Source organism: Sulfurimonas sp. HSL3-7 (assembly GCF_039645985.1).
Lineage (GTDB): Bacteria > Campylobacterota > Campylobacteria > Campylobacterales > Sulfurimonadaceae > Sulfonitrofixus > Sulfonitrofixus jiaomeiensis.
Map to the genome: position 1 here is coordinate 2,258,861 of NZ_CP147919.1, position 23,516 is coordinate 2,282,376.

At 45.0% G+C, this 23,516-nt stretch carries 16 protein-coding genes; 8 read left to right on the forward strand and 8 right to left on the reverse strand.

The window, feature by feature from the left end; translation table 11 throughout:
• Positions 1 to 17 precede the first annotated feature (17 nt).
• Positions 18 to 1,457: an L-aspartate oxidase gene (gene nadB, locus WCY20_RS11185; RefSeq protein WP_345978260.1), complete on the reverse strand. Its 1,440-nt coding sequence runs from the start codon at positions 1,455 to 1,457 to the stop codon at positions 18 to 20.
• Between the two features lie 110 nt (positions 1,458 to 1,567).
• On the opposite strand from nadB, the gene WCY20_RS11190 reads away from it, so the two are divergent.
• From WCY20_RS11190 to WCY20_RS11215, 6 genes are all read left to right on the forward strand, one after another.
• Complete coding sequence (locus WCY20_RS11190; RefSeq protein ID WP_345975178.1) at positions 1,568 to 2,011, forward strand: hypothetical protein; 444 nt, start codon at positions 1,568 to 1,570, stop codon at positions 2,009 to 2,011.
• Positions 1,995 to 3,791 (forward strand): excinuclease ABC subunit UvrC, encoded by a 1,797-nt coding sequence (uvrC, locus tag WCY20_RS11195; protein WP_345975180.1) that lies wholly within the window; start codon positions 1,995 to 1,997, stop codon positions 3,789 to 3,791. The genes WCY20_RS11190 and uvrC overlap by 17 nt, the downstream gene beginning before the upstream one ends.
• Positions 3,792 to 3,875: 84 nt before the next feature.
• The gene (locus tag WCY20_RS11200; protein WP_345975182.1) at positions 3,876 to 4,289 is read left to right on the forward strand and encodes a PAS domain-containing protein; all 414 of its coding nucleotides are present in this window, start codon (positions 3,876 to 3,878) and stop codon (positions 4,287 to 4,289) included.
• A gap of 9 nt (positions 4,290 to 4,298) precedes the next feature.
• Positions 4,299 to 5,984, forward strand: a complete 1,686-nt coding sequence (locus tag WCY20_RS11205) for an Hpt domain-containing protein (protein WP_345975184.1) — start codon at positions 4,299 to 4,301, stop codon at positions 5,982 to 5,984.
• A gap of 15 nt (positions 5,985 to 5,999) precedes the next feature.
• On the forward strand, positions 6,000 to 9,230 hold the full coding sequence (locus WCY20_RS11210; RefSeq protein WP_345975186.1) for a nitrate- and nitrite sensing domain-containing protein: 3,231 nt from the start codon (positions 6,000 to 6,002) through the stop codon (positions 9,228 to 9,230).
• Between the two features lie 13 nt (positions 9,231 to 9,243).
• Positions 9,244 to 9,618: a response regulator gene (locus WCY20_RS11215; protein ID WP_345975187.1), complete on the forward strand. Its 375-nt coding sequence runs from the start codon at positions 9,244 to 9,246 to the stop codon at positions 9,616 to 9,618.
• A 325-nt stretch (positions 9,619 to 9,943) separates the two neighbouring features.
• On the opposite strand, the gene lon is transcribed toward WCY20_RS11215, so the two are convergent.
• Together lon and bamD are read right to left on the reverse strand one after the other, a co-directional pair.
• Positions 9,944 to 12,364, reverse strand: coding sequence for an endopeptidase La (gene lon, locus WCY20_RS11220; protein ID WP_345978262.1), 2,421 nt, complete (start codon positions 12,362 to 12,364; stop codon positions 9,944 to 9,946).
• Between the two features lie 142 nt (positions 12,365 to 12,506).
• Complete coding sequence (gene bamD, locus WCY20_RS11225) at positions 12,507 to 13,253, reverse strand: outer membrane protein assembly factor BamD (RefSeq protein WP_345975188.1); 747 nt, start codon at positions 13,251 to 13,253, stop codon at positions 12,507 to 12,509.
• Positions 13,254 to 13,455: 202 nt separating this feature from the next.
• Between bamD and recG the strand changes: the two genes are divergently transcribed.
• Positions 13,456 to 15,252 carry an ATP-dependent DNA helicase RecG gene (gene recG, locus WCY20_RS11230; RefSeq protein WP_345975189.1) on the forward strand — a complete coding sequence of 599 codons (1,797 nt, stop codon included), beginning with the start codon at positions 13,456 to 13,458 and terminating at the stop codon, positions 15,250 to 15,252.
• Between the two features lie 107 nt (positions 15,253 to 15,359).
• Positions 15,360 to 15,893, forward strand: coding sequence for a ribosome-associated translation inhibitor RaiA (gene raiA, locus WCY20_RS11235; protein WP_345975190.1), 534 nt, complete (start codon positions 15,360 to 15,362; stop codon positions 15,891 to 15,893).
• A 175-nt stretch (positions 15,894 to 16,068) separates the two neighbouring features.
• Here raiA and WCY20_RS11240 read toward each other — a convergent pair whose 3' ends face one another.
• The 5 genes from WCY20_RS11240 to WCY20_RS11260 all read right to left on the reverse strand — a co-directional run bounded on the left by WCY20_RS11240 (position 16,069) and on the right by WCY20_RS11260 (position 23,478).
• On the reverse strand, positions 16,069 to 16,551 hold the full coding sequence (locus WCY20_RS11240; protein ID WP_345975192.1) for a type II secretion system protein: 483 nt from the start codon (positions 16,549 to 16,551) through the stop codon (positions 16,069 to 16,071).
• Positions 16,527 to 17,357, reverse strand: a complete 831-nt coding sequence (locus WCY20_RS11245; protein ID WP_345975194.1) for a prepilin-type N-terminal cleavage/methylation domain-containing protein — start codon at positions 17,355 to 17,357, stop codon at positions 16,527 to 16,529. The genes WCY20_RS11240 and WCY20_RS11245 overlap by 25 nt, the downstream gene beginning before the upstream one ends.
• Positions 17,357 to 17,989 (reverse strand): hypothetical protein, encoded by a 633-nt coding sequence (locus tag WCY20_RS11250; RefSeq protein WP_345975195.1) that lies wholly within the window; start codon positions 17,987 to 17,989, stop codon positions 17,357 to 17,359. Before WCY20_RS11250 ends, WCY20_RS11245 begins: the two co-directional genes overlap by 1 nt.
• Positions 17,990 to 18,042: 53 nt before the next feature.
• Positions 18,043 to 22,182: a hypothetical protein gene (locus WCY20_RS11255; RefSeq protein ID WP_345975197.1), complete on the reverse strand. Its 4,140-nt coding sequence runs from the start codon at positions 22,180 to 22,182 to the stop codon at positions 18,043 to 18,045.
• Positions 22,183 to 22,890: 708 nt separating this feature from the next.
• Complete coding sequence (locus WCY20_RS11260; protein WP_345975199.1) at positions 22,891 to 23,478, reverse strand: hypothetical protein; 588 nt, start codon at positions 23,476 to 23,478, stop codon at positions 22,891 to 22,893.
• Positions 23,479 to 23,516: the final 38 nt, after the last annotated feature.

Here is a 23,516-nt window from a genome sequence, read left to right on the forward strand (position 1 = left end):
ATACACCTCCGGTGCGATTACCCTTGTCGGTAATGAACGCCCACCGATTCTTTTCGCGCCAGCGCTGAACGGACGATCTCTTTCGCCGTCAGCAGACGAAGTTTCAGCAGGCGGCCGATAGGTTCATGAAGCATCTCTTCGATCGCTTCAAATGCCTCTTGCAGACCTTGCGTCGTCCGCACGATGGAAACCTTCTCCCACATTATACGGCGCAGCCGCTCTTTTTTCTCTTTATCACCCTCGATATAAAGCAATTCGGTGTTCTTCGCAAAAGGGCCGCTGCAATGCGTGCCCTCTTCACTGACGAGCGCTTGCGCCGCGCGTTTGGCAAACACCAGTCCTTCAAGCAAAGAGTTGCTCGCAAGACGGTTCGCGCCATGCACACCGGTCGACGCAACTTCACCGACCGCATAAAGCCCTTTTATCGACGGTACATGGCCTCTAAGGTCTGTTTTTATGCCGCCGATAGCATAGTGAAAAGCGGGCGAAATGGGCACCTTGTCTTTCGGCAGGTTGAAACCCAGAGCTGAAAAACGGTTCTCGATATTGGGAAAACGGTGTTTAAAGTAGTCGTAATCAAAACTTGTAAAAGAGAGGTAGACCTGCTTTTTCGTTTTCTGCGCGTAATCAAAGATCGCGCGGCTTACGATGTCCCGCGGTGCCATCTCGCCGCGTTTGTCATAATCAAATAAAAAACGGTATCCCAGATCATCCACGATCTGGGCCCCTTCGCCGCGCAGGGCTTCGGTAAGCAGCTGCTTTTGTGCGGTATTGTTATCCACATAGACCGTAGGGTGGAACTGCAGCATCTCCATCTTTTCAAGTGCGATACCCTTTTCCAGACAGATACCATGCAGTTCGCCGCTGATACTTGAGGCATTGGTGTGATACTCAAACAGTGCCCCGACACCCCCGCTTGCAATGACGACGGAACGGGCCAGGATCTCTTTTCGTTCCCCCCGATGCATCACCACGATGCCGCAGATCTGCTCCTCTTCGAGCAGCAGATCGATAACGATCGCATTTTCAAGCATCGGATGCGGATTCTTTTCAAGCAGAAAATGGTGAAGATAACGCCCTGTTGCATCCCCGCCGGCATGCAGAATCCGTTTTTGCGAATGGGCAGCTTCCTGAGTATAGAGCAGTTCCCCCTTCTCATTAACATCAAAATGAAACCCGCGTGCAATAAGATCATGGATCACTTCCTGAGAATTTTGGCTCAACACCTCAACAGCCTCTTTATTGCAAAGCCCTGCACCGGCATTCAACGTATCATTAATATGCACAGGAATGTCGCTGTCGTCTTTAGCCGTCGTCACACCGCCTTGGGCATAAAAGGTATTGCATTCCCAGGGATGAGCCTTATTGACAATAAGTACCTTTTTATTTCGGGGCAGATTCATTGCAGTATACAAACCCGCAATTCCGGCGCCGATGATCACAACATCATAATGCATCATTTTCTCTTTCGTTTCATCTATTTTTCCTGTGCAGACGGCGCATAAAATGGGTCGTCTTTATAGCCACAGCCAGATAAAGTTAACAAGGCAACTGTTATAATTGTTGCATGAAAAACTCGGCTCAGGTTCTCGCTCATCTTGTTACTCAACCTCAATATAAAAAATTAACACAACAGCGTTGTATTGATACGATCAAAACACTATTGCCGCCCCATCTTCAGCCGATGGTTCAGTTTGCCTACATCAAACACAAAGTGCTCTATTTTGTACTCAATCATCCCGGCGCCAAACAAGAGTTCGATATTATAATAGCTTCAATTAAAACGCCTTTAAAACTTCATCCTCCAAAAACCTGCCAGGATTTGCCGTTTGAGGATATCCGCGCCTATGTCTCACACAAACCGGTAACAAAAAATATTGATGTCAAAAAAGAGACGGCACCCGAATATGTTGAGCGTTCCGCCGGTACCTTCGACAACCCTGTAACCGATACAAAACTTCACAATATTATTGAAAAGATACGCAACAGCATTCATGATAAACACCATTAGAAACCTTCCCAAATCACCCGGTATCTATCAATATTTTGACCGAAACGGCAAGCTACTCTATGTAGGTAAAGCGAAAAACCTTTACAACCGGGTCAAAAGCTACTTCCTATTCAGTCCGACACTGCGGCCAAACAGCAAACTTTCACCTCGTATTGTCAAGATGCTCGGCGAGACTACATCGATGCACTACATCGTTGTCAAAAGCGAACACGACGCCCTGATCCTGGAAAACTCGCTGATCAAACAGCTCAAACCCAAATACAATATTCTGTTGCGCGATGACAAGACCTACCCCTATATCTATATCGACACCAGTGAGCCCTTCCCTAGATTCGAGATCACCCGAAAACTTCTTAAAGGCAGTCATATAGCGTATTTCGGCCCCTATTCCGTCGGCGCGCGCGATATTCTGGACTCTGTGTACGAGCTCTGCAAGCTGGTTCAGAAGAAGAGCTGTCTCAAGGGCAAGAAAGCCTGTCTTTACTACCAGATGGATCAATGCCTTGCCCCTTGTGAAAAAAAAGTCACTCCGGAGGTTTACAATGCGATCGTGCAAGAGGGTATCCGCTATATCGAAAACAAAAATGTTTTGATTTCGAAACTTAAAGAGAAGATGGCTTTTTATGCAGAAAACCTGCGCTTTGAGGAGGCAGGCACACTTCGCGATCGCATTGAGCGGATCGCCAAAAGCGAGCTGATCTCACAGATCGATCTCGCTTCAACCGAGAACTATGACATCTTTGCCATCAGCCACAACAATCAACGTGCAGCAGTGGTACGGCTTTTTATGCGTTCGGGCAGGATTATCTCCTCTTCACACGACATTATAAACCTTAACAGCGGATTCGATATCGATGAAGCGTATGAGCGTGCTTTACTGGAGTTTTACGGCCATGAAAAACCTCCTATTATCGCACCGATTCTAGTGGCCCATGACTTTAAAGAAAGAGCACTCGTTGAAGAGCACCTCTCGCTTCTTTTTGAGAAAAAAGCGACGATCACTCTACCGCAGCGCGGCAACAAGAAACGCCTTACCGAGCTCGCCTTGACCAATGCAGACGAGCTCCTGCGCCAAAAGAAAAACAACACGACTGAAACTATCGCGAAACAGCTTCAGGAACTGCTCACACTTGAGCGGTTGCCCCGCAGGATAGAGGCCTTTGACAACTCGCATATGGCAGGAGAAGCGACGGTTGGCGGTATGATCGTCTTTGACAATGAAGGATTCGACAAGTCAGGTTATCGTCACTACCACCTTGAAGCACGCGATGAATACGGACAGATGCGGGAGACACTCTCACGGCGAATCGCAGGTTTTGAAGAGAACCCGCCTCCTGACCTATGGCTCATCGACGGCGGTACAACACTTTTGACACTGGCCAAAGAGCTTTTGGAATCTGCCGGCGTCAACCTGGACGTTATCGCCATCTCCAAAGAGAAGATCGATGCCAAGTCCCATCGGGCCAAAGGAAGCGCTCACGATCAACTCCACAGTATAACGGAGAGTTTTAAGCTGTCACCTTCGGATAAACGGCTGCAGTGGATGCAGCGGCTGCGGGATGAAGCGCACCGCTATGCTATCACCTTCCATAAAAAGACCAAGCTCAAACGTGACCAAGCCTCAAAGCTCTTAAATACACACGGCATATCACAGGCAAAAGTGGTCAAGCTTCTTCAGCATTTTGGCACTTTCGATGCATTGAAAAATGCCACTCAAGAAGAGATTACAGCCATACTGAACCAAAGTGATGCAAAAAAAATCAAGATGATATATAAATAAGTTATATTTGCTTTTAATTATGATATATTTGCTGAAACTCCCAAAATATTTGGTTGATTTAAGAAAAATAAAGGTTTCTAAAAAATGGAAAGACCTGAACCTATTGATGAAGAATATCTCTTTGAAGGACGTGTAATTATCAGTGAAACGGACACCAAAGGTGTCATTACATTTGCCAATCGTAAATTCTGCGAGATCGCCGGTTATACAGCAGATGAACTCAAAGGCCAACCCCATAACATCATTCGTCATCCCGATATGCCGAAAGCAGCCTTTGCCCAGATGTGGGAGACGATCAAAGGCGGTCAGTCATGGCATGGGATCGTAAAAAATTTGCGTAAAGACGGACTTTACTACTGGGTTGAGACAGAAATCTCTCCCGTCCACGATGACGAAGGCAATATCACTGGTTATATCGCCGCTCGCAAACCTGCCAGTCGTAAAAATATCGATGAGATCATAAAGACCTATAAAACAATGTTAGAAAAAGAGAAGTAAGGAGCGTATGTGCTAATATATGATCACAATAAAGAGTTCGTAGGAATAGATGATGAGAGCTTAAAGCTCCTCGGATACAGCCGGTTCGAAGATCTTCTTCATGAACATAAAGATGTCGCCGAACTTTTTGTTAAAAAACCAGGATATATTCACAATTTCACCAATTTTCCCTGGATTGATTTTATCCTTCATGCAGAGTCTGAAGAGGCCAAGGTCATCATTGCAGGTAAAAGCAACGCTTTCTCTGCAACAATAGACATCACAAAACTGCATTTAACGAAAGCCCCTGATGAAGAGGCGTATCTGATTAAACTCAAAAATGTACAAAACTATCAGCTTGATGCTTCGGAAAGACCGGCACCGACACCACCGCCTATTGACCTCGAGGCAAAATCTTTTAATACACCACAAGAGATGCCAAAAGCTGCAGCACAGCCTGTTATCGAAGCGGAACCACCAGTAGAACAACCGCCTTTAACCCTGGATGAAGATCTTTTCATCAAAGAAGAGCCGATTGTTGAAGAAGAGACCGTTATGCCGTTCGCCCCGTCTAAAACACCTGATGACGAAGAATTCGATATCTTTTTCGATGATGAAGAGGAGTTGTTTGCTGAACCGGAACCTGAATTGCCGCCATTGCCGAAATCCGTTTTGGACAATCTTAAAGAAGAGAAGAGCACACCGATGCTGGGAGCCCAACTCAGTGAGGAAGACAAGGAGTACCTGAAGGATCTTGAATTTAGCGATGATTATCTCTATGACCCACAGATCGCAGCAGATGAGCTTGGTCTTCCGGTTGATCTCATTGAAGAGTTTATTGGCGATTTCATCAAACAGGCGCATGAATTTAAAGAACAGCTTTTCAATGCTATTAAAAATGAAGATTTTGATACGATCAAAGTTCTTTCGCACAAACTCAAAGGGGTCGCAGCCAACCTTCGTATCGAGGACTCGTTTGAAGTTCTTAGAAATGTCAATGAATCTGCAGATGCCAAAGAGTGCGAGGCTAATCTGAAAAAATTCTATCTCACTATTGCCAAACTCGAAGGCAAAGATATAGAAGAGGTCAAATTTGAGCTTGATAAGCAAGAAGAGGAAGAAGAGTTATATGATCTAACCCCTAAATTTAACGAGCCGAATGTTGAAGAAGAGATTTTTCCAACGTTGGACCTTCCGGAGCTTGAACCGCAGGAAGATCAGGCCCCGGTCATCCAGGAACACATTGCAGAGCCTTCTATAGTTGAACCTGAACAAGATCAAACGTCTGACATCTATGACTTCGGATTGATACAGAAGGATACCGATGAACCTCTTATATTTATGGACAATGAAGATGAAGTCATCTCAGATATTCAGGATTTTGAACCTCAGACCGAAGCGAAAGAGACTGCACCTCTCCTCACTTTTGACATCAAAAGAGCTGCAGCAGAAATCGGACTGAGCACTGATCTTGTCACAGCACTGATTGACGACTATATTATTGAAGCAAACGAGATGAAGAACAAACTTACCGAAGCAGTCGAAGCTGATGATGCTATGCGCTGGAAAGGGTATGCGACCCAACTCAAAGGGGTGAGCGACAATCTCCGTATCAAAGACATCTCAGACACTCTTCTGAAGCTGATCAGCAGCACGGACAAAATCCAAGCAAAAGCCGTTATGAAAGAATTTTACGGCTTTATAAACCAACTTTAACAGGAGCTAAAAACTATGATAGCACTTAAAAACAGACTGCGTCTGATCAGTCTATTTCCTATTCTGATTCTCTTCGCGCTAGCAAGTTATTATGTATATAACGCATATGGAAGTTACCAGGCGGCAAAAGTCTTGCAAGCAAAACTGGATGAGAATCTCTTTTTAAATGACCTGATCCGTAACCTTTCACGTGAACGCGGTATGACCGTCATGTATCTGGGTAACCAGTCAGAGACAACGAAAAAATCATTGAATGCACAGCGCAACATTGTTGATGAGAAACTTGCCGCGTTTGACAAGCACCTTGCTCAGAATAAACTTTTGCATGATCACAGCGGCAAAACTGCGTGTGCTGCCTGTGAAAGTCAAAAAAATATTGATGAACGTTTTCGTGTTATTGCTGAAAAACGTGCAGAGATCGATGCCGGTGACCTTGAGTTTGGAGACATCTACGACACAATCTACGGTGCTGCTGAAAAGGAAGTACTACAAGAGCTGAGAACCATCGGGGCCTTCGAAGTGGATCCTGATATCGCTTCGCTTGCAAGTGCCTATATCAATATTCTTGATGCAAAACACTACACGGGGGACGAGCGTGACTTCATCAGTTACGCCCTTGCCCGTGCTACCCGATTTGATGCCGAAGAACTTAATATCTGGATTACCCTGATCGGTAAAGCTGACTCGATCAATTACGAAGGGGTACTGGACCCGGCTGTCAAAGCAGAACTTGCCGCTATCTTTAATGATGAAGACAATGCTGAACTTTTTGAAGATATCACGACGGAACGTGCCGAGATCATGCAAGCCGTCAATGACGGTCTCTACTCTACCGAATCAGGTATCTGGTTCACCATGTTATCAGAGAAGACAAACCTTCTCTCTGAAGCTGAGAAGGTCCTAATTGATGCAATGGGAGCACGTTCTAACGTTGTTCAAGAGAATGCGATACAGGTTCTTGCCATTGCAGTTGCGATTTGGGTTGCCTCCATTCTTCTTGCATTCCTGGCCATTGTTCTTTCCAATGATATCGCGCGTAACATCAAAAATCTTGAGTCGGTCCTTAACCGTGTTGCAGAAGATACGGCTGAAGAAGATACGGACCTTGCTCATAAAATCAATCTTGATACAGCAGATGGTACAGCACAGGCCTACGCGCTTCTTGAAAGTGTTATTGAGCAGACAAAACAAGAGACAGAAAATGCAAAAGAGGCTTCTGAAGCCAAATCAATGTTCCTTGCTAATATGTCCCATGAGATCCGTACACCGCTTAACGGTATCGTCGGATTTACGGAGCTGTTAAAAGACACTGATCTTCAAGAAGAACAGCGTGAATTTATCGACATTATCGAAAAAAGTTCTGAAAACCTTCTTGAGATTATCAATAACATTCTTGACCTTTCCAAAATCGAAAGTAATAAACTCGAAATCGAAGAGATCGTATTCAATCCTATTGAAGAGTTTGATTCTGCGGTTGAAGTCTACGGGGTCCGTGCTTCTGAGAAACATATTGACCTCGGCTGTTTTGTCGATCCTGAACTTGAGCGCCCTATCAAAGGTGACCCGACCAAACTTAAAGAGATCATTATCAACCTTCTCTCCAATGCGGTCAAATTTACGAGCAGCGGCGGTTCTGTTAATGTGGATATCCGTAAAGTTCCTATCGATGAGCCAAACCGCACGCGTATCCGATTCTCTGTAGAAGACAGTGGTATCGGTGTAACCGCAGAGCAAAAAGCGAATATCTTTGAAGCATTTGGCCAGGCAGATATTTCAACGTCACGTAAATATGGCGGTACCGGTCTCGGTCTAACCATTTCCAGCCGTTTTGTTGAACTTATGGGCGGTAAACTTGACCTTGAGAGTGAACCAGGCCATGGTACTACCTTCTTCTTTGAACTTGAATTTGAAGAGATCGAAACACTAAATGAATCAGTGAGCGGTACGTTCAGTTATATCAATGCATTGATCCTTGAATCTGACACCAAAGCTAAACGTCAAGAGACCTATCTTAAACAGTATCTTGACTTTTACGGTGTGAGCTATACAACATTTAAAGATATCACGGAACTTCAGAAGCTTGAACGTCAGATCAATTATGACATGCTTTTTGTAGACTATGATTACACCAGTGAGGATAATTTAGCGGAATTTGCCAAGACGCAAGAAGAGCTTATTCTGATTACCAAATCATATTACATGAAGAAAATCGACTCGATGGGTCTGGATATTTTTAAAGTCATGTACGAGCCTATGAACGGGACTAAGATCAAATCAATTCTTGAGTCCTTCGATCTGGAGTCCTTCAACAACAAAAAAGCTCAGAAGATCCGTCACAAAAAATTTGATGCGGAAACGTCAAAATTCAAAGCAAAAGCACTGGTTGCTGAAGACAATATCATCAACCAAAAACTGATCCGCCGCACATTGGAAGATCTCGGTCTTGATATCACGTTGGCCAATAACGGTCTTGAAGCCTTCGAAAAACGCAAAAACGGCAACTTTGATGTTATCTTCATGGATATTCAGATGCCGGTACTAGACGGTGTCGAAGCAACACAAGAGATCCTTGATTATGAAGAGGACTTCAACGTTCCGCATATTCCGATCATCGCCTTGACAGCAAACGCGCTCAAAGGCGACCGTGAACGTTTCCTTGAAGCAGGTATGGATGAGTATACGACCAAACCTCTGGTACGTACCGAGTTAACCTCTCTGCTCAACCATTTCCTCTCAGATAAGATCATTGATCTTGCTGATCTTGAGCAAGGTCCAGAGAGTAGAGAAGAAGTAGCTCAAGAAGTTCAAGAGAGCGAAAAAGAAGTAGCTAAAGTTGTTGAAGTGGCTGAAGCAGTTCAAAGTCCTGAAGAACCGGTAGCAGAAAAAGAGGTCCAAGCACTCGATATTCTGCTTGCCAAAAAAAGTCCTATCGAAACAAAACTGTTCTCAATGCTGCTTGACGAATTGAAATGCGACTATATCACTTCTGCGTCTTTCAACGTACTATTAAACGATATTAAAGCGAAAAACCCTCGCATGGTACTGATCGATAAAGAGATGGCAGATATTGACTATGCCGTGTTGAAAGAGACTGTCGACGGACTGCCTAATAAAACAGCTATCGTCATGATGGTCGATCCAGCAGCCCAGGAAAATACTGAGCATAATGAAATTGCGGACGAGATCATCAACAATCTTGTCAATAAAGATCTATTACGTCTAATCGTAGAAAAATATACAAAATAAAAGGAAATAAACTATGGCACAAAATTTAAAAGTATTAGCAGTCGATGACGATATGATCAACTTGAAGCTTCTAAAGTCAATGTTAATGAAAACAGGAAATGTTGCAGAGGTCGTCGAAGCAAGAAACGGAGCCGATGCGATCAATGCACTGAAAGAGCGCAATGATATTGATATTATCCTACTTGACATCATCATGCCTGTCATGGGTGGTATTGAGATGCTTAAAGTCGTTCGTGCAGATGAGAATCTTAATCAGCTTCCTATCATCGTTTTAACAACTGATGAAACAAAGAAAAATGAAGCGCTTGAGGCAGGTGCGAACGGTTTCTTGATGAAACCTGTTCGTGCAGCTGATGTCGCACAGAAGATCTCCGAAGTCATTCTGTAATCTCTTCCTTGCAGCATTGTGCTGCAAATCAACTCCTCCCAATCAACCCTTATATTATATTCAAGCTCTTGCCTCTGTTATGACAAAGTGAAGCGTGAAGCGTGAAGCGATTATGAAAAGGTAGCGATACCCAAGGGGGCAGACCCAGCTCACCTGAAATTAAACTGACCTGTTAGAGTTTCAGATTTGGAGCAGATTCTGCCAAACTGAGGCCGAAAGCGAAGAAGAGCAAACAGCTCACTCCAGTAAACAACTAAATGGTGAGTCAGGCTAGTGTGTGTCGGACCTGCCGCAGTTCGGTGCAAGGTGTGCCGAAGCTGGAACTTTAAACCAGCATCTTCTCCAAAACCTCTTCAATGCGAGAGACCGGCGTGATAACGAGTGCCTCTTTAACCTCGTCAGGAATGTCATCGAGATCACGTTCATAGTTTTTCTGCGGTATCAGCACCTCTTTCATACCAGCCTTATGTGCCGCGATCAGTTTCTCTTTCAGCCCGCCAATCGGCATGACAATACCCGTCAGCGAAACTTCTCCCGTCATCGCAAAGTCGGAACGGATCTTTTTCCCGCTTAATATCGAAGCGATCGTTGTACACATCGCTATACCCGCACTCGGTCCGTCTTTAGGCGTCGCACCGTCCGGTACGTGGATATGAAGATCATAGCGTTTGTACACCTCGCTTGGATCAATAGTGATCTTCTCTTCCAGCTCTTTTGGCGTCACAGGGACTTGATCCGGACTGACTATGAGCTTTTTCGTATCGATCAGCGTCTTCACGACACTCATCGCAATACGTGCTGACTCTTTCATCACGTCGCCAAGACTTCCTGTCAGCTGGAAAGTCCCCTTCCCTTTGATGCGGATACTCTCGATCTTAAGGACATCGCCGCCGACTGCCGTCCACGCCAATCCGTTGGCGACACCGACTCTGTCAATATTATCCGTTTTGTCGATCTCAAAGACCGTCTTCTCAAGAAACTGCTTGATGTTTTTGAGTGATACCGTGATCTTGCTCTTTTCCGGATCTTCCAAGATCATCTTAGCCGCTTTACGTGTCACATCGGCTATACGGCGGCGAAGGTTACGCACACCCGCTTCGCGGGTGTAGCTGGCAATGATCTCTTTAAGTGCCGGCTTTGAGATAGTGAGTTCAGAGGCTTTAAGCCCATGTTTCTTCAGCTCCTGAGGCAGAAGATAGCGTTTAGCTATCTCATACTTCTCCTGCGGCGTGTATGAGCTTACACCGATAAACTCCATACGGTCACGTAGCGGTGCAGGAATACGCCCTACATCGTTGGCCGTAGCGATGAAGATCACATTGCTCAGGTCAATATTGAAGTTGGTATAGTAGTCTCTGAATGCGCTGTTTTGTTCAGGATCGAGGATCTCAAGCAGAACAGCGGTCGGATCGCCTCGCTGAGAGCGTCCTACCTTGTCGATCTCATCCAAAACGATGATGGGGTTCATCTTCTTGGCGTCGATCAGCCCCTGAACGATACGGCCCGGCATTGCACCGATATAGGTGCGGCGGTGGCCGCGAAGCTCATTGACATCTTCCAAGCCGCCCAATGCTATTCTGACGAGAGGACGTTTCAGTGCCGTAGCAATCGAATTCGCCAAAGAGGTCTTACCCACACCCGGAGGGCCTGCAAAACAGAGGATTGCACCGCCGCTCTCTTTGTTTTTCTTACCGCGCAGCTCCAAAAGTTCTTTCACGGAAAAATATTCAGCTATCCTCTCTTTTGGCTTCTTCAGCGAAAAGTGGTCTTTGTTGAGCTGCTCTTCGACTTTGGTAATATCGAGTTTTTTCTTGGCGAAATCACCGAAAGGAATCTCCAACACCCACTCAAGATAGCTTTGGATCATCCCAGCGTCGGCAGAGTCGGGATGCATACGGGCAAAGCGTTCAAGCTGTTTGCTGATCTCCTTATAGGCCTCTTCTCCCATTTTTGTTTTTTTAGCTTCAAGCTTTTTACGATACTCCTCGATCTCCTCTTCACGCTGATTATCGGTGCCTAGCTCTTTTTGGATCTGTTTAAGCTGTTCTTTTAAAAAATACTCTTTATTGACCTTTTCAATACGGCTTTGGACTTTGCTCCGGATCTCTTTTTGCAGCTTATTCGCTTCGATCTCGGAGACCAGGATGTCGATCAGCATCAAAAAACGTTTCTCGATGTCGGCTTCGATAAAGAGCTTGTAGGCCTCATCTTTTTTCATCTTTATCGTGCTGCAGATAAGGTCGGCTATACGGTTGTGTTCATGGTTCTCTTCGATCGTACGAAGAAGATCAGGCGGAAAGTAACCGCTGACCTGAGACAGTGTGCGTACCTTTTCACGTACCACCTCGATGATGGCATCCATTTTAAGTTCATTGACTTCGGAAGGTTCTATCGTATCCACTGTAGCATGTAGTATCGGTTCAGTCGTTAACGGCTTGACGACACGACCACGCGCCAGACCTTGAAAAAGCACTTTGACACGTCCGTCAGGAAGTGCCACTTTACGCATAATCGAACCGATCACCCCCGCATCATAGATCGCTTCAAAATCACGTTCGCCTTCATGGCTGTCTTTGGTAGGACAGACAATGATCAGTGAATCATTTTCAATCGCTTCGGTTGCTGCTGCGATATTTTTATCATCACTCAAAAATAGCGGTGAGATCATAAAAGGGTATAAAAATATATCATCTTCTGCTATAACGGGCAGGTCTGTTGGAAAATTATCATAATTGTCTAATTGCATCATTGCTCCTGAAATATATGGGTAGTATTATAAACATTAAGGTTAGCCAATGGGTAAACAAATGTTATTGGTTGAAATATTTAAGCTTCACGGCAAATCAAAAAGTTATGTAACCAGGCTCAACAGCACGATAATACACAATTTATTCTTTCCCACTGCTGCCTTCATCCGACGTTTTGACCTGACCTTGACTGTTGCGCGAAACAACACTTTGGGTATCCGGAATTATAAAAGCATACCAACTCTCTGTCCCGTCACCTTCAAAGATCTCTTTGTACCAGGCAACGTCCGCTTTTTCGACCTCGTTCCAATCGATCCACTCCTCTTTGCGCACATTATGATAATGTTCTGCACCCATCGGTTTGTCAAGGCGTTCATAAAGCAGCGCAATACTTTCATTGAGCGCAGCACGTGCCAGGATCAACCGTGTCACCATGGTGTCGACAACAGGATAATAGATAGAGTGTGGGTACTTCATTTTGAAATGGTTTCCTGCCGTGATCGCTTCATTGATCAGACCTTGATCACGGCGCGGGTTCGGCAGTGCCATATACTTTGCTTTGATCTTAAGGTATTCACTGTATTCGAGTTCACTTGGCGTCGCATATCGCTTGATGTATTCGTTTAAGAAATGCTCAGCCAAAAGATACTCTTCATACTGCAGATGCGACTGTGCCATGATCATCGTCGCTTCTGGCAGGAGGGGCGACCCGATATGTTCGCTCTGCAGAGAGCTGTAGTAGTTGTCCGCTTTATCAAGATTGCCCGCAGAAACCGATTCGATCATACGCTTATACCAGTAAGCTGCCGGTTTGTTATACTCTTCGATATCTTTGCTACAGCCTGTCACAAAAAGAAGAAAGGCTGCCAGTAAAAAAATGTGTTTCATTTGCTCTCAATATTATTTAGGTATTTGTCATCACACATACTCCGATATTCCGGTAACAGACAGGAATGAGATAATGTACGATAGTCATGTTATTAAAAAGCCTATTTTATCGAAGTTGTTATTAATCATGGATACTTTTGTCAGATAATCGCATTATTCAATGATTTGGCGTTATACTAAAAATAAAAAAAGGCCTCTATCGTTGATTGAGCAAAAAGATCTGGACAGATTCAAACGTCTTGGCGTACATAGCATCACCGCGCTCTCGACGATTGCGCCGGTCTCATATGAGGACAAACGCATCGCAGCAAAGATGCAGGTCGACAAGATGCAGGTGATCGATGCGACTGTCGAACAGGTATCGCATTCGCCGAAACGCACGCTCATCACCCTCTTTGCCCATAATTTCAACCACCGCATTGAAGCGGTGCTTTTTCAGCCCAAACCTTATATGCTTCGCCATTTTGTCATCGGTGAACAGAGCTTTTTTTACGGGAAGATCAGCTGCAACAGTGGTCATTGCCAAATGATGCACCCCCTAAAAATCGACCATGTCGGCACCATCGTTCCCAAATACAAAACAGTCCTGAGAACCGATGTGATGCGGCGCCTGATAGAACGGTACATAAACCGTGACAACCTGAAAGCGGAAGGGTTGCCGGACGCCGTCATTGATATTCTTCTTAGTATCCATTTCCCTAACCAGGAGCAAGGTGACAGGCTCTCTCCAAGACAGCTCCAGGCCCTGAAATTTGCGGAGCTGTATGATTATATGAAAGTGCTGGGTAAAAAGAGACGTTACTTTCCCTCTCTTTATAAACTTGAGGGAGAGTGGAGAGATTGGGCAGCAACACTCCCTTTTACATTGACACACGAGCAGACCGCCGCAATCGAAGCAGTAGAAAACGACCTCAAAGAGGATGTTGCGGCAAAACGTATGATCGTCGGTGATGTCGGCGCGGGGAAGACCATGGTCATCCTCGCTTCGGCACTCATTGCACAGCCGCATCGTGCCATTTTGATGGCGCCGACGACCATTTTGGCCAACCAGCTTTTTGAAGAGGCGCAAAAACATCTTCCGAACCTCAACAGTGTTCTCGTACAAAACAGCACAAAAAAATCCCTTGACTTGTCTCAATACAATTTCATTATCGGCACGCATGCCCTGCTTTACAGGGAACTGCCTGAGAGCGGCCTTATCATGATCGATGAACAGCACCGCTTTGGTACGGGACAGCGAAAACTGCTAGAAAATCTCATTAGCAGCCATGACAGACGCCCCCACTTCCTGCAATTCTCTGCTACGCCCATCCCCCGGACTCAGGCAATGATCGACTCGGCGCATATCGATGTGAGCCTCATCACTCAGACCCCTTTCGAAAAGGAGATCACCACCTCCGTCATCCGTAAAAACGATTTTACAGATCTCTTAAAAAAGATCGAAGATGAATTGGGAAAAAGACATCAGGTCCTCATCATCTATCCTCTGGTCGAACAGAGTGAAGCGCTCGACTATCAGAGCATCGAAGAAGCCCGCGGCTACTGGGAAAAAAGGTTCAAAGAGGTTTATGTCACTCACGGCAAAGACAGGAACAAAGAAGAGGTGCTGCTCAAGTTCAGAGAACAGGGCAATATCCTGCTTGCCACCACCGTTGTCGAAGTCGGTATCTCGCTGCCGAGATTGACGACTATCATTATCGTAGGAGCAGAAAGGCTCGGACTCTCCACCTTGCATCAGCTCCGCGGCCGTGTCAGCCGTAATGGCCTCACAGGCTACTGCTATCTCTACACCAATCAAGCCAAAAGCGAACGGCTCGATGCCTTTGTCAATACCGATAACGGCTTCGATATTGCCGCACTTGATCTAAAATTTCGAAAGAGCGGCGATCTTCTTGCTGGCAAAATACAGAGCGGCGACAAATTTCGATGGGTAGACATGGGTGAAGATGAAGCAATCGTAAAAAAAGTCATAAAGTATCTTAATCCCGATAAGGTGTGATCAACGCTTCAAGAGCATTACGGGGAATCATTATCTTGATTCTTCTTTCTATACCACGTTCTTCATCACTGTGTTATAATAGTTCCAAATTAGAAAAAGGAAAACATATGAATGTATCACTTACAGGACGACAGATCGAACTTACCGAGCCGATTAAAGACTACATAAATGCTTCATTGCTTTCCATGGAAAAATACAATTTAGACATTATCTCTGCCAGTGTTGTTGTAGCTAAGCAGGAACGTAACCGCGGGGTTTCTCTTGAATACACCATCAACGTTGCCGGTAAAAACACCATTATCATCAAACAACGCGATGACGATCTTTATGCTGCAGCCGATCTGGCTACCGACCGCGCGCAAAAAGCGATGCGCCGGCTAAACGACAAGTTAAACGACCATCACAATGAAAGTATCAATGAAGCCAAAAAAGAGTCTTCCAATACGAATGTGATCAACGCGTCGGAGCGTTTCGAAGATGAGATCGTCCCGCATGACCTCGATATCCACAAGCCTAGAGAGACCGGGGAGGTTCTGGAGGAACTCAAAGAGAGCAATAAACAGTTTGAGATCTTTAATGATATGGATGGTAAAACACGCGTTCTTTACAAACGCAGTGATGGGCGTTACGGGCTGTATTAAGAGTGCTAAGTGCTAAGTGCTAAGTGCTAAGAAAGATGGCACAGCGCATCTTTAAAAGTTCGTACTCCGTTAAAAGCTTCAGAAGTGGTGCGAGTTGTGTTTAAGTGATCCCGATAGCGCACGAGTGTGCGTAGAGTGGTGAACTGAAATGCAAATCGTGCCGCAGCTGAAACTTTTAGAGTTTTTGCATTGTACGGCGATGATAGCGTACCGGTTCGTCTAACCCCAGATTTGGGTTATCTTGAACATATACATCGATCAGCATCGTACCTAATGACTCCGCCGTTTGAATCGTTCCTACTGTGCCAGCCGTAAACAATGGTGCACACCCATCCCCGAATCCAAAATAGTTGATTGTTACGGTAATGTCATACATTGGGTCTGCAGCGTTAGGATATTGTGCGGTAAAACCTGGCAAGCAGTTGGTATTGGTTGCACCCCGATCTACTCCAGAAACTCTTAAGATCGCATATTCTGTAGCGCTTTTTGCAAGCAGTTGCGCCTGTTCGTTGACATAAGTCTTCGTCGTACGTTCGGCCGTCTCAGCGGATGAACCCAGCATAGACAGCAGGAGTGTTGCCATAATGACCATGAAAAAAATTGCCGTTATCATGGCAAATCCATTTCTCTCTTTTAGAAAACGACTTTTTCTTTGCATAATGAATACTCCCCTAGTCCCGCAGCATTGTTGTCCGTAAGACAAACCTGTACAATTATAGTATCACCGACAGATGCAAATTGAAATGATTTTACATTTTCCATCAGCACCCTGCCATTGGCCATACCTTCTCCATTCCAGGGCTGATAACCGCTGTATAGTACAAGGTCACTTCCCTCCAAACTGACCGCATACGCCGTCTTTGAAAATTGATAAAACTCGTAGACACCGCCGGCCGCATCTGAAAAATCACCACCGACCGGTGTGATAATACTACCGTCCTGACCGCCTACAGTACCCGCTGTAATACTAACGGGGTGCATCGATGCGCTTTGATCACCTATTGCGCCTCCTCCCCAGCCGAAATTCGATGTCAGGTCCACATCCGAACCGATAAAGAAGAGCGCACCGCTACCAGCCGCACCGCCGCCGGGTGAAAAAAGCTGCCCCGCGGTCGAGGCACGCAAATCAACAAAGCCGCTCCATAGAGGGGCGCCGGAACTTCTCCATCCATCGATATCTATACCTATCCACTCTAACACTTTTTCGTTTCCGCTGATACTGCCTATCGGCACCGCAGTACCCCCGACAGCAGTCCGCGCTATTGTCGAGTCTTTTATTCGGTACTGCAGACGGTTGGCTATCTGTTTAACCGTCATCTCACTCTCATTTTCCAATCTGTTGAATGTGTTACTCGAGATATAGTTTTCATAGGTCTTATAAAGCAATTCAACGCCGAATTTAGCCATAATCCCCATGACCACAATGACAAAAACCAGTTCAAGCAGAGTAAACCCTTTACGCATCAGAATATCCTCTTGGCATAATCGGCTTCGCCGATATTAGCAGTATAGGCGCGCAGTCTTGCCACAGCACCATTATCATCAGATATCGTAACCTCAGTCATCTTTAGATTACTGACACCAAGACCGGCAGCCGGCGTTGTAAAGATATCTGTTGCATCATCGACATAAATACGTCTTCCGCTCACGGTATAAGCAGATTTGTACCCGGTAATTGCAGCGACAGAGTTGTCTATGGCGACGGTGAAACCGGCATCTCCTACCGGTTTCGGCTGTTCGCTTGCTGCCTTGCTTGAATTGTAGTCAAAGAACTGACGGTGTCTATCTTCACGCAGACCGCCGATACGGATATTGCTGATTTCACCGTTTATTGTTGCGCGGGCATAAGGTGATCCTGAATCTGCATCATTGACATCCAGAATCTTGGATGCCACATAAACGTCGCTTTCTCCTGTATCGACAATCGACATCGTATCCCAGGCTTCTGTTGTCGCTACCGACAAGACAGAAGAGGCTAAAAACACTGCTTCCTGTGCAAGACTTCGTTCCAATGCTCTGTTATTTGTTTCTATCATCAACGGCACACTCAAAAGTGCGACAGCGATCACGACAATGGCAAAGATTAGTTCAATCATAGTAAAAGCGCTTCGCCTTAAAGAAGCGCTAGACCATTTATAATGAGCCGGGACTACCATCTAATTCTCCGGTTGATTTTTTTCTTACCCTCGGTTATGTTGGTGTGGGTCTCATTACTGCCGCCGGATGTCCATGCACCTGGTCCGTAATATTCAATTTCACCGCTCATCTGAGTGGGATTTGCATTGTACGGATCATAGATAAGCCATTGCTGCACACCGGTAGGAGACGTGACCGTGACCGTGTCTTTATACGGGAACCCGCTGCCGGCGTTGTAGGTAAAAGGGCTGTCTGTTTCGCCGCGACTTGTTGTAAAGGCACCTGATGCAATCGCCGCGGATTGCGTTGTTGCGGTAACGGCACCATCTGAGATGTTGTGTTCAGCATTTCGATACCAATTTACACTGTCAAGGCTGCGTTGTCTTTTGTTGCTCGGCAGCAATGCAGTGATCCATGCTTTTTCTTGCGCCGTCAATGTTTCGTCTGCATAAAATTCATAGTAAAATGTCATATCACCTGTACACGCTGCTGTACTGCTTGCACACATCACACGTTTTCTCGGGGCGTTCACACGTCCGTAGAGATAGATAACCGTTGCATCAACTGTTTTAGTCCCTTCTGGTTCATGAATAGCCGTCATATTTGCATAACTTTGACAATTTGCTGCCGTCGTACACGATACATTTAAATCACCATATGTGATTCCGATAGGGTTAACAGGCGTATTACCAAACCTGTCGAAATTAAGATGCAGCGTCACATCGGCTTTTCCGTCTGTCGTACCGCGAAAGCTTGTTGCTGGGACACTGATTACATTTAATTCAGGCAATCCTCCACTGGTTCCATTGGTATCTCTGATAACAACGGGAACATTATCACGCTCGAATAATCTGTATCTAAATATCGGTGTTGCAGGTAACGGTGACGTTTCGACATCCAAGTCAATCGATTGTGCATAACAGTCTGCTACAAAGTTACTTAGGTCTAAATCATCAGCGCCTCTGGCTTTAATAAAGCCATCATAACGTGCTGACATATTGGCATCTTGAGTCAGGGTATTCATATAAACGAATGAGTTATTGTTAACGACCGTGTTTTGTACACCCCTGTAAAACGAAACAAGATCCAGGTCAAATTTGAACGGATGAACGGTGATGTTGTAATCAGCATACTCTTTGGATAGATCAACATTAGTGTGTGTACTTGATATAGAGCATCCTACTGGATCAGTATATGGTGATAGACCGGTCGATGGGACATCGGCACTATCAACAACACAGTCATTACCAAGGTAATAATAACTGCCTGTATGATGTTCTGGCGCCTGGTCGACGACTGTCCATGCTTTATCTATCATCGCCAGATCATACCGGCCGACATTGTCACTTTTGTTTTGCTGATTAAGCGCTATACCGTCTACTAAATGCCCGTAGACATATTTAGCCGTTGTGTCATTACATGCAATTGCTGCTGTAATAGGGTCCCATTTGTACATGAGACTACGGTTTTCGTCAGGCGCCGCAACAAAAGTATTGGTATACCCTAGAACAGGGTTTTCATCGCTATGCGAAACAGCGGTCAGATCATAACGGTAGTTATAACCCGCCGCAATATTGCCAGGGTTTGGAACAAGTGTCGTCGGATCGCCATTATTTACAGATTGGGCATTGTCGAAGATCTCTACTTTGAACGCTTCCGGACGAATTGAAAAATTATCGCGGGAACAGACACTTAAGGTGCGGTACCCATACAGACACTCATTACATATGGCCATCTCCTGCCCTGTTATACCGTTACCCTGTCCCGCATTTTGACAGGCGACAGGAACCAGTGATGTTTCATTCCCGTTTGGCATGACAACAGGCTGTTTACATGTGTGATAGTCCTGTACAAGATCTGTAAAGTTTGTGATGTAAAAATTGCCGTTGGGTGCATGTTCCCACTGGACAAGGTCCTCACCCTCCCTTACAACGTTAAAAGAGATCCTAAAGGCTGTATTCTCTCGAGCAACGCCATAAAACTCATCCAATGACGCGGTCGTCATACCAGTTGCTATCGCCTCTGCAATGTCGACCTCTGTTTTGGCAGGCGGTGTTAGTGACCCGTCTCCAGCTATAACCCAAACTCTAGGCGTAATGGCTGACTTGGGATCTTGACATGATGCATTCACATCATGATAAGGTTTAGCGTCAATGAGTTCAAGAGCGACAATGGTATTAACGCCTTTCATTGTGTGAATATTTTCAGGGTCATACGCAACAAGGTCAAAATCGAACGGCCGTTTAGCGACCTGCGTATAGAGGTTATACTTGCCGGTACCCGAGATTGCACGCTCTTCGATATTGAAAACAGACCATTCCGGCGTATATACAAAGTTGCTGCCGGAACATATAGGCATGTTTTGATCAATAATACTGCTGAAGTCAACGACGACATCACCTGTCGGGAACGGGAACGTCACGGAGTAATCGACTTTCATGTCCAGCGGTGTATCCAAGCTGCTGGTTTTGGTATCAACGGAGTAATAGACAAAGAACTCTTCTGTACTGCCGATATCACCTACCGGGATACCCAATATATCCGTTATGTTCGGTGAGCTGCCAACGACGTCAAACGAGGCATCCGGAACAGGGGTCGGAGCAAAATCGCCTGGATTGGTGACCGATACGGTCTCCGGTTGGTACGAGATTTGTGTATTATCCATATCTATCACGCTAAAGTGTACATTGGTCGCATCAAAATCAGACTCTTCTGTATTGCGTACCGAAATCCGTATTTCAACCGGTTCGCCGCTAACCACATTTCCCCGAAGGATCGGTCCTTCCAAAGGATCATACACATCTGTAAAAAATCGGTCGTACTGAGAATAAGCGTAATCATAGCAGAGGCGGGGAACATACAGATCGGTTGCAAAACCGTACATCGAGACAAAAACCCTGTCATCTTTGGACGTTACTGTGATGGTCGTTTCTGACTGGTCATTGCCGATGACACTGCTGACGTCTATGTAGTCGATATCGACACCCAAAGTGTTTGCAAAATTCGGATTACGTGTTGTAACATTAGCGCCGTTTTTGGAAACGGTACCATTGAGTACATTATTGGTGTCTGCCAATGTATCTTGCAGGGCTACCGGTGTACCTGCTTTATTGGTTAGTGTGACGGTATCATCCAGACTTCTGTCGCTTTCTCCGCCAAAAATAATGAGGTTGGCATTGACTGTACCTGTTTTAGGCGTTCTGAATCTATCCAGTGTAGAACTGACGCTGTCCGGGTACTCATTACTTTCATTATAGATACCTTCAAACCCATCATACAAAGCAATGTTTTTCATCGTACGGATTTGTGAGGTTGTGTCTTTGATAATAACAGCCAATGCCCAGCCCGAGCCTTGATTATACATCTCTGTTGCCTGCAGATCGGCTACCCAGTACGTCCCGCCGTTTTGAACATGTTCTGTTACGTCAGCAGCACCGCCATAATCAAAGTAATCTCCTTCGATCATCCAATTAAATTTGTTTACTTCGGCATTAATCGTAATGTAGCCGTTTGAGTCGGGTGTTTTCAAACGCACGGTATTGGCACTACTCTTTTTCGCTCTTTCTGTATCATTATTAGTGTATATACGCCCAATCCAATAGAGCCATGCCTCCACAACAACATCATCTTCGCCTAAGACCAGATCGGCAGATGTTGAGTTGACATACCCGTTGGCTGCCGCGTCAGGATCAAGGTTGATATGTTTTTGATAGACTGAATTGTTATTTGCGCCGTTACCAGGATCAATACACGTTGATCCGTATCCCTGATAACATAGCGATTGGTTTCCGATAACATCGAGATCGCCGTAGATGTTTGTGTCCCCGTTCACTTTCGTGAATGGCCTCGGATTGCTCTCTTCCACATCGACACATGGATTGACTTTGCCACGATACATTTCACCGTTTTTCATATAGGTCGCATAGAGAATATCGCCTCCAAAACAGCTAGCTGACAAAAAGTTCTTTGTCCATATCTGGTTGCTGTTGTCACCGACAAGCATATCGTTATCAATATTAAACGTTGTTGCCTGTCCGAAAAGACCGATAGGCCCAAGATCTATGTCACTTGCAGCCTGACATGAGCCCGAAGGGTTCACACCGCAGTCATTACTGAAGGTACCACCTATCCCATCTTCATTGTAAATAGCCATAACGTCGACAAGCGTACCATCACCGATATTTTTTAACGGATATGCATTGATACAGCCGATACCACCTGAACAAATACCGAGGTCAATACATAACAGTCCACTGCTGATGTGATTTTCATAGCAAAGATCATTCGCATTATCATGTACGGTTACGGTTGCCCCCCATCCAGATACAGTAAACATCATTAGCAAACTAAAAGTGACAATTAGCCGCGGTAATTTATTAAAAATTTTCATTTAATCCTCCTCAGGATTTTCAGTGCAGCACAATACAGGGCTCGGTAAATGATTATTATAGTCCCGAAAATTATGCTACTGCACCCATCGGTATGTCAACCGATCTTAAAATCTTTTCCATTCTTAAACAAAGAAAAGATGCCATAATTACAAGTGTATTAAAGCTAATATTAAAGTGTGGTTAAATTATATTTGATCTGAGTTCTCTTAGAGGCGTGCTTCCATGACTGATAGACAAGTGACGTGCTGCGGTTCATTAACCAAATCAAAAAGATTTCTCATCACTTACTGCGTATTAAAATACGCGTACTAGATTATAGTCCAAGTCGCTCACATTTTAATAGTGGCTAAATTATACATAATTTATATGTTGCAAGATTTGTACACACCTGATTTTAGTGATTTGATTATATATGCGAAGAATGTAACGTGTTACCAGAATCGGTAACACGTCGTAAGTATAATGTGGGTTTAGTAAGCACCGGTAAATTTGAACACTAAAGAGGCATAGCCTTCTGCAAGATAGTCTACCGTTCCGATTTCATTCTGGTCGCCCAGTGATTTGTTGGCCCGTATACCAAGTTCAACACCGAAATTGTCGACAATATCAATGTTTACACCGACATCGGCACCGGCATACGGGTTATTTGTAGTGTATTCCGTTTCACCTATCGTTGTCTGAGCACTCATGAGACCGCCATTGAGACCTAAAAAGATGTTAAAATGCTCACCTGCGCGGATAAGATACTGCATCTCAAGACCGACAGTTGATACGTAGTCATAATCTTCGACATCATGATAACGTGCCGATAAAAAGAAACGATAGTCCTCGGATTCGCCGCCGAGCTTAAGACCGCCGCCAAACGAAGTGCCGTTCTCATTTAAAATAACATGATCACCACCACTTGGACTTGACTCTGTCAATTTTGTCTGCGCTGTACCAAAAGCACCCTCAAGTGCGATCAGGCCTTTAGCATCCCATGCTGTTTGAAAATAGTTCTCACCTGCTGTTGCATATACACTTGTCAGAAGTAAAACTGATCCTAATACTTTTTTCATTTTTTCCCTTTATATTCAATCTATTTATTGCAGTCGGA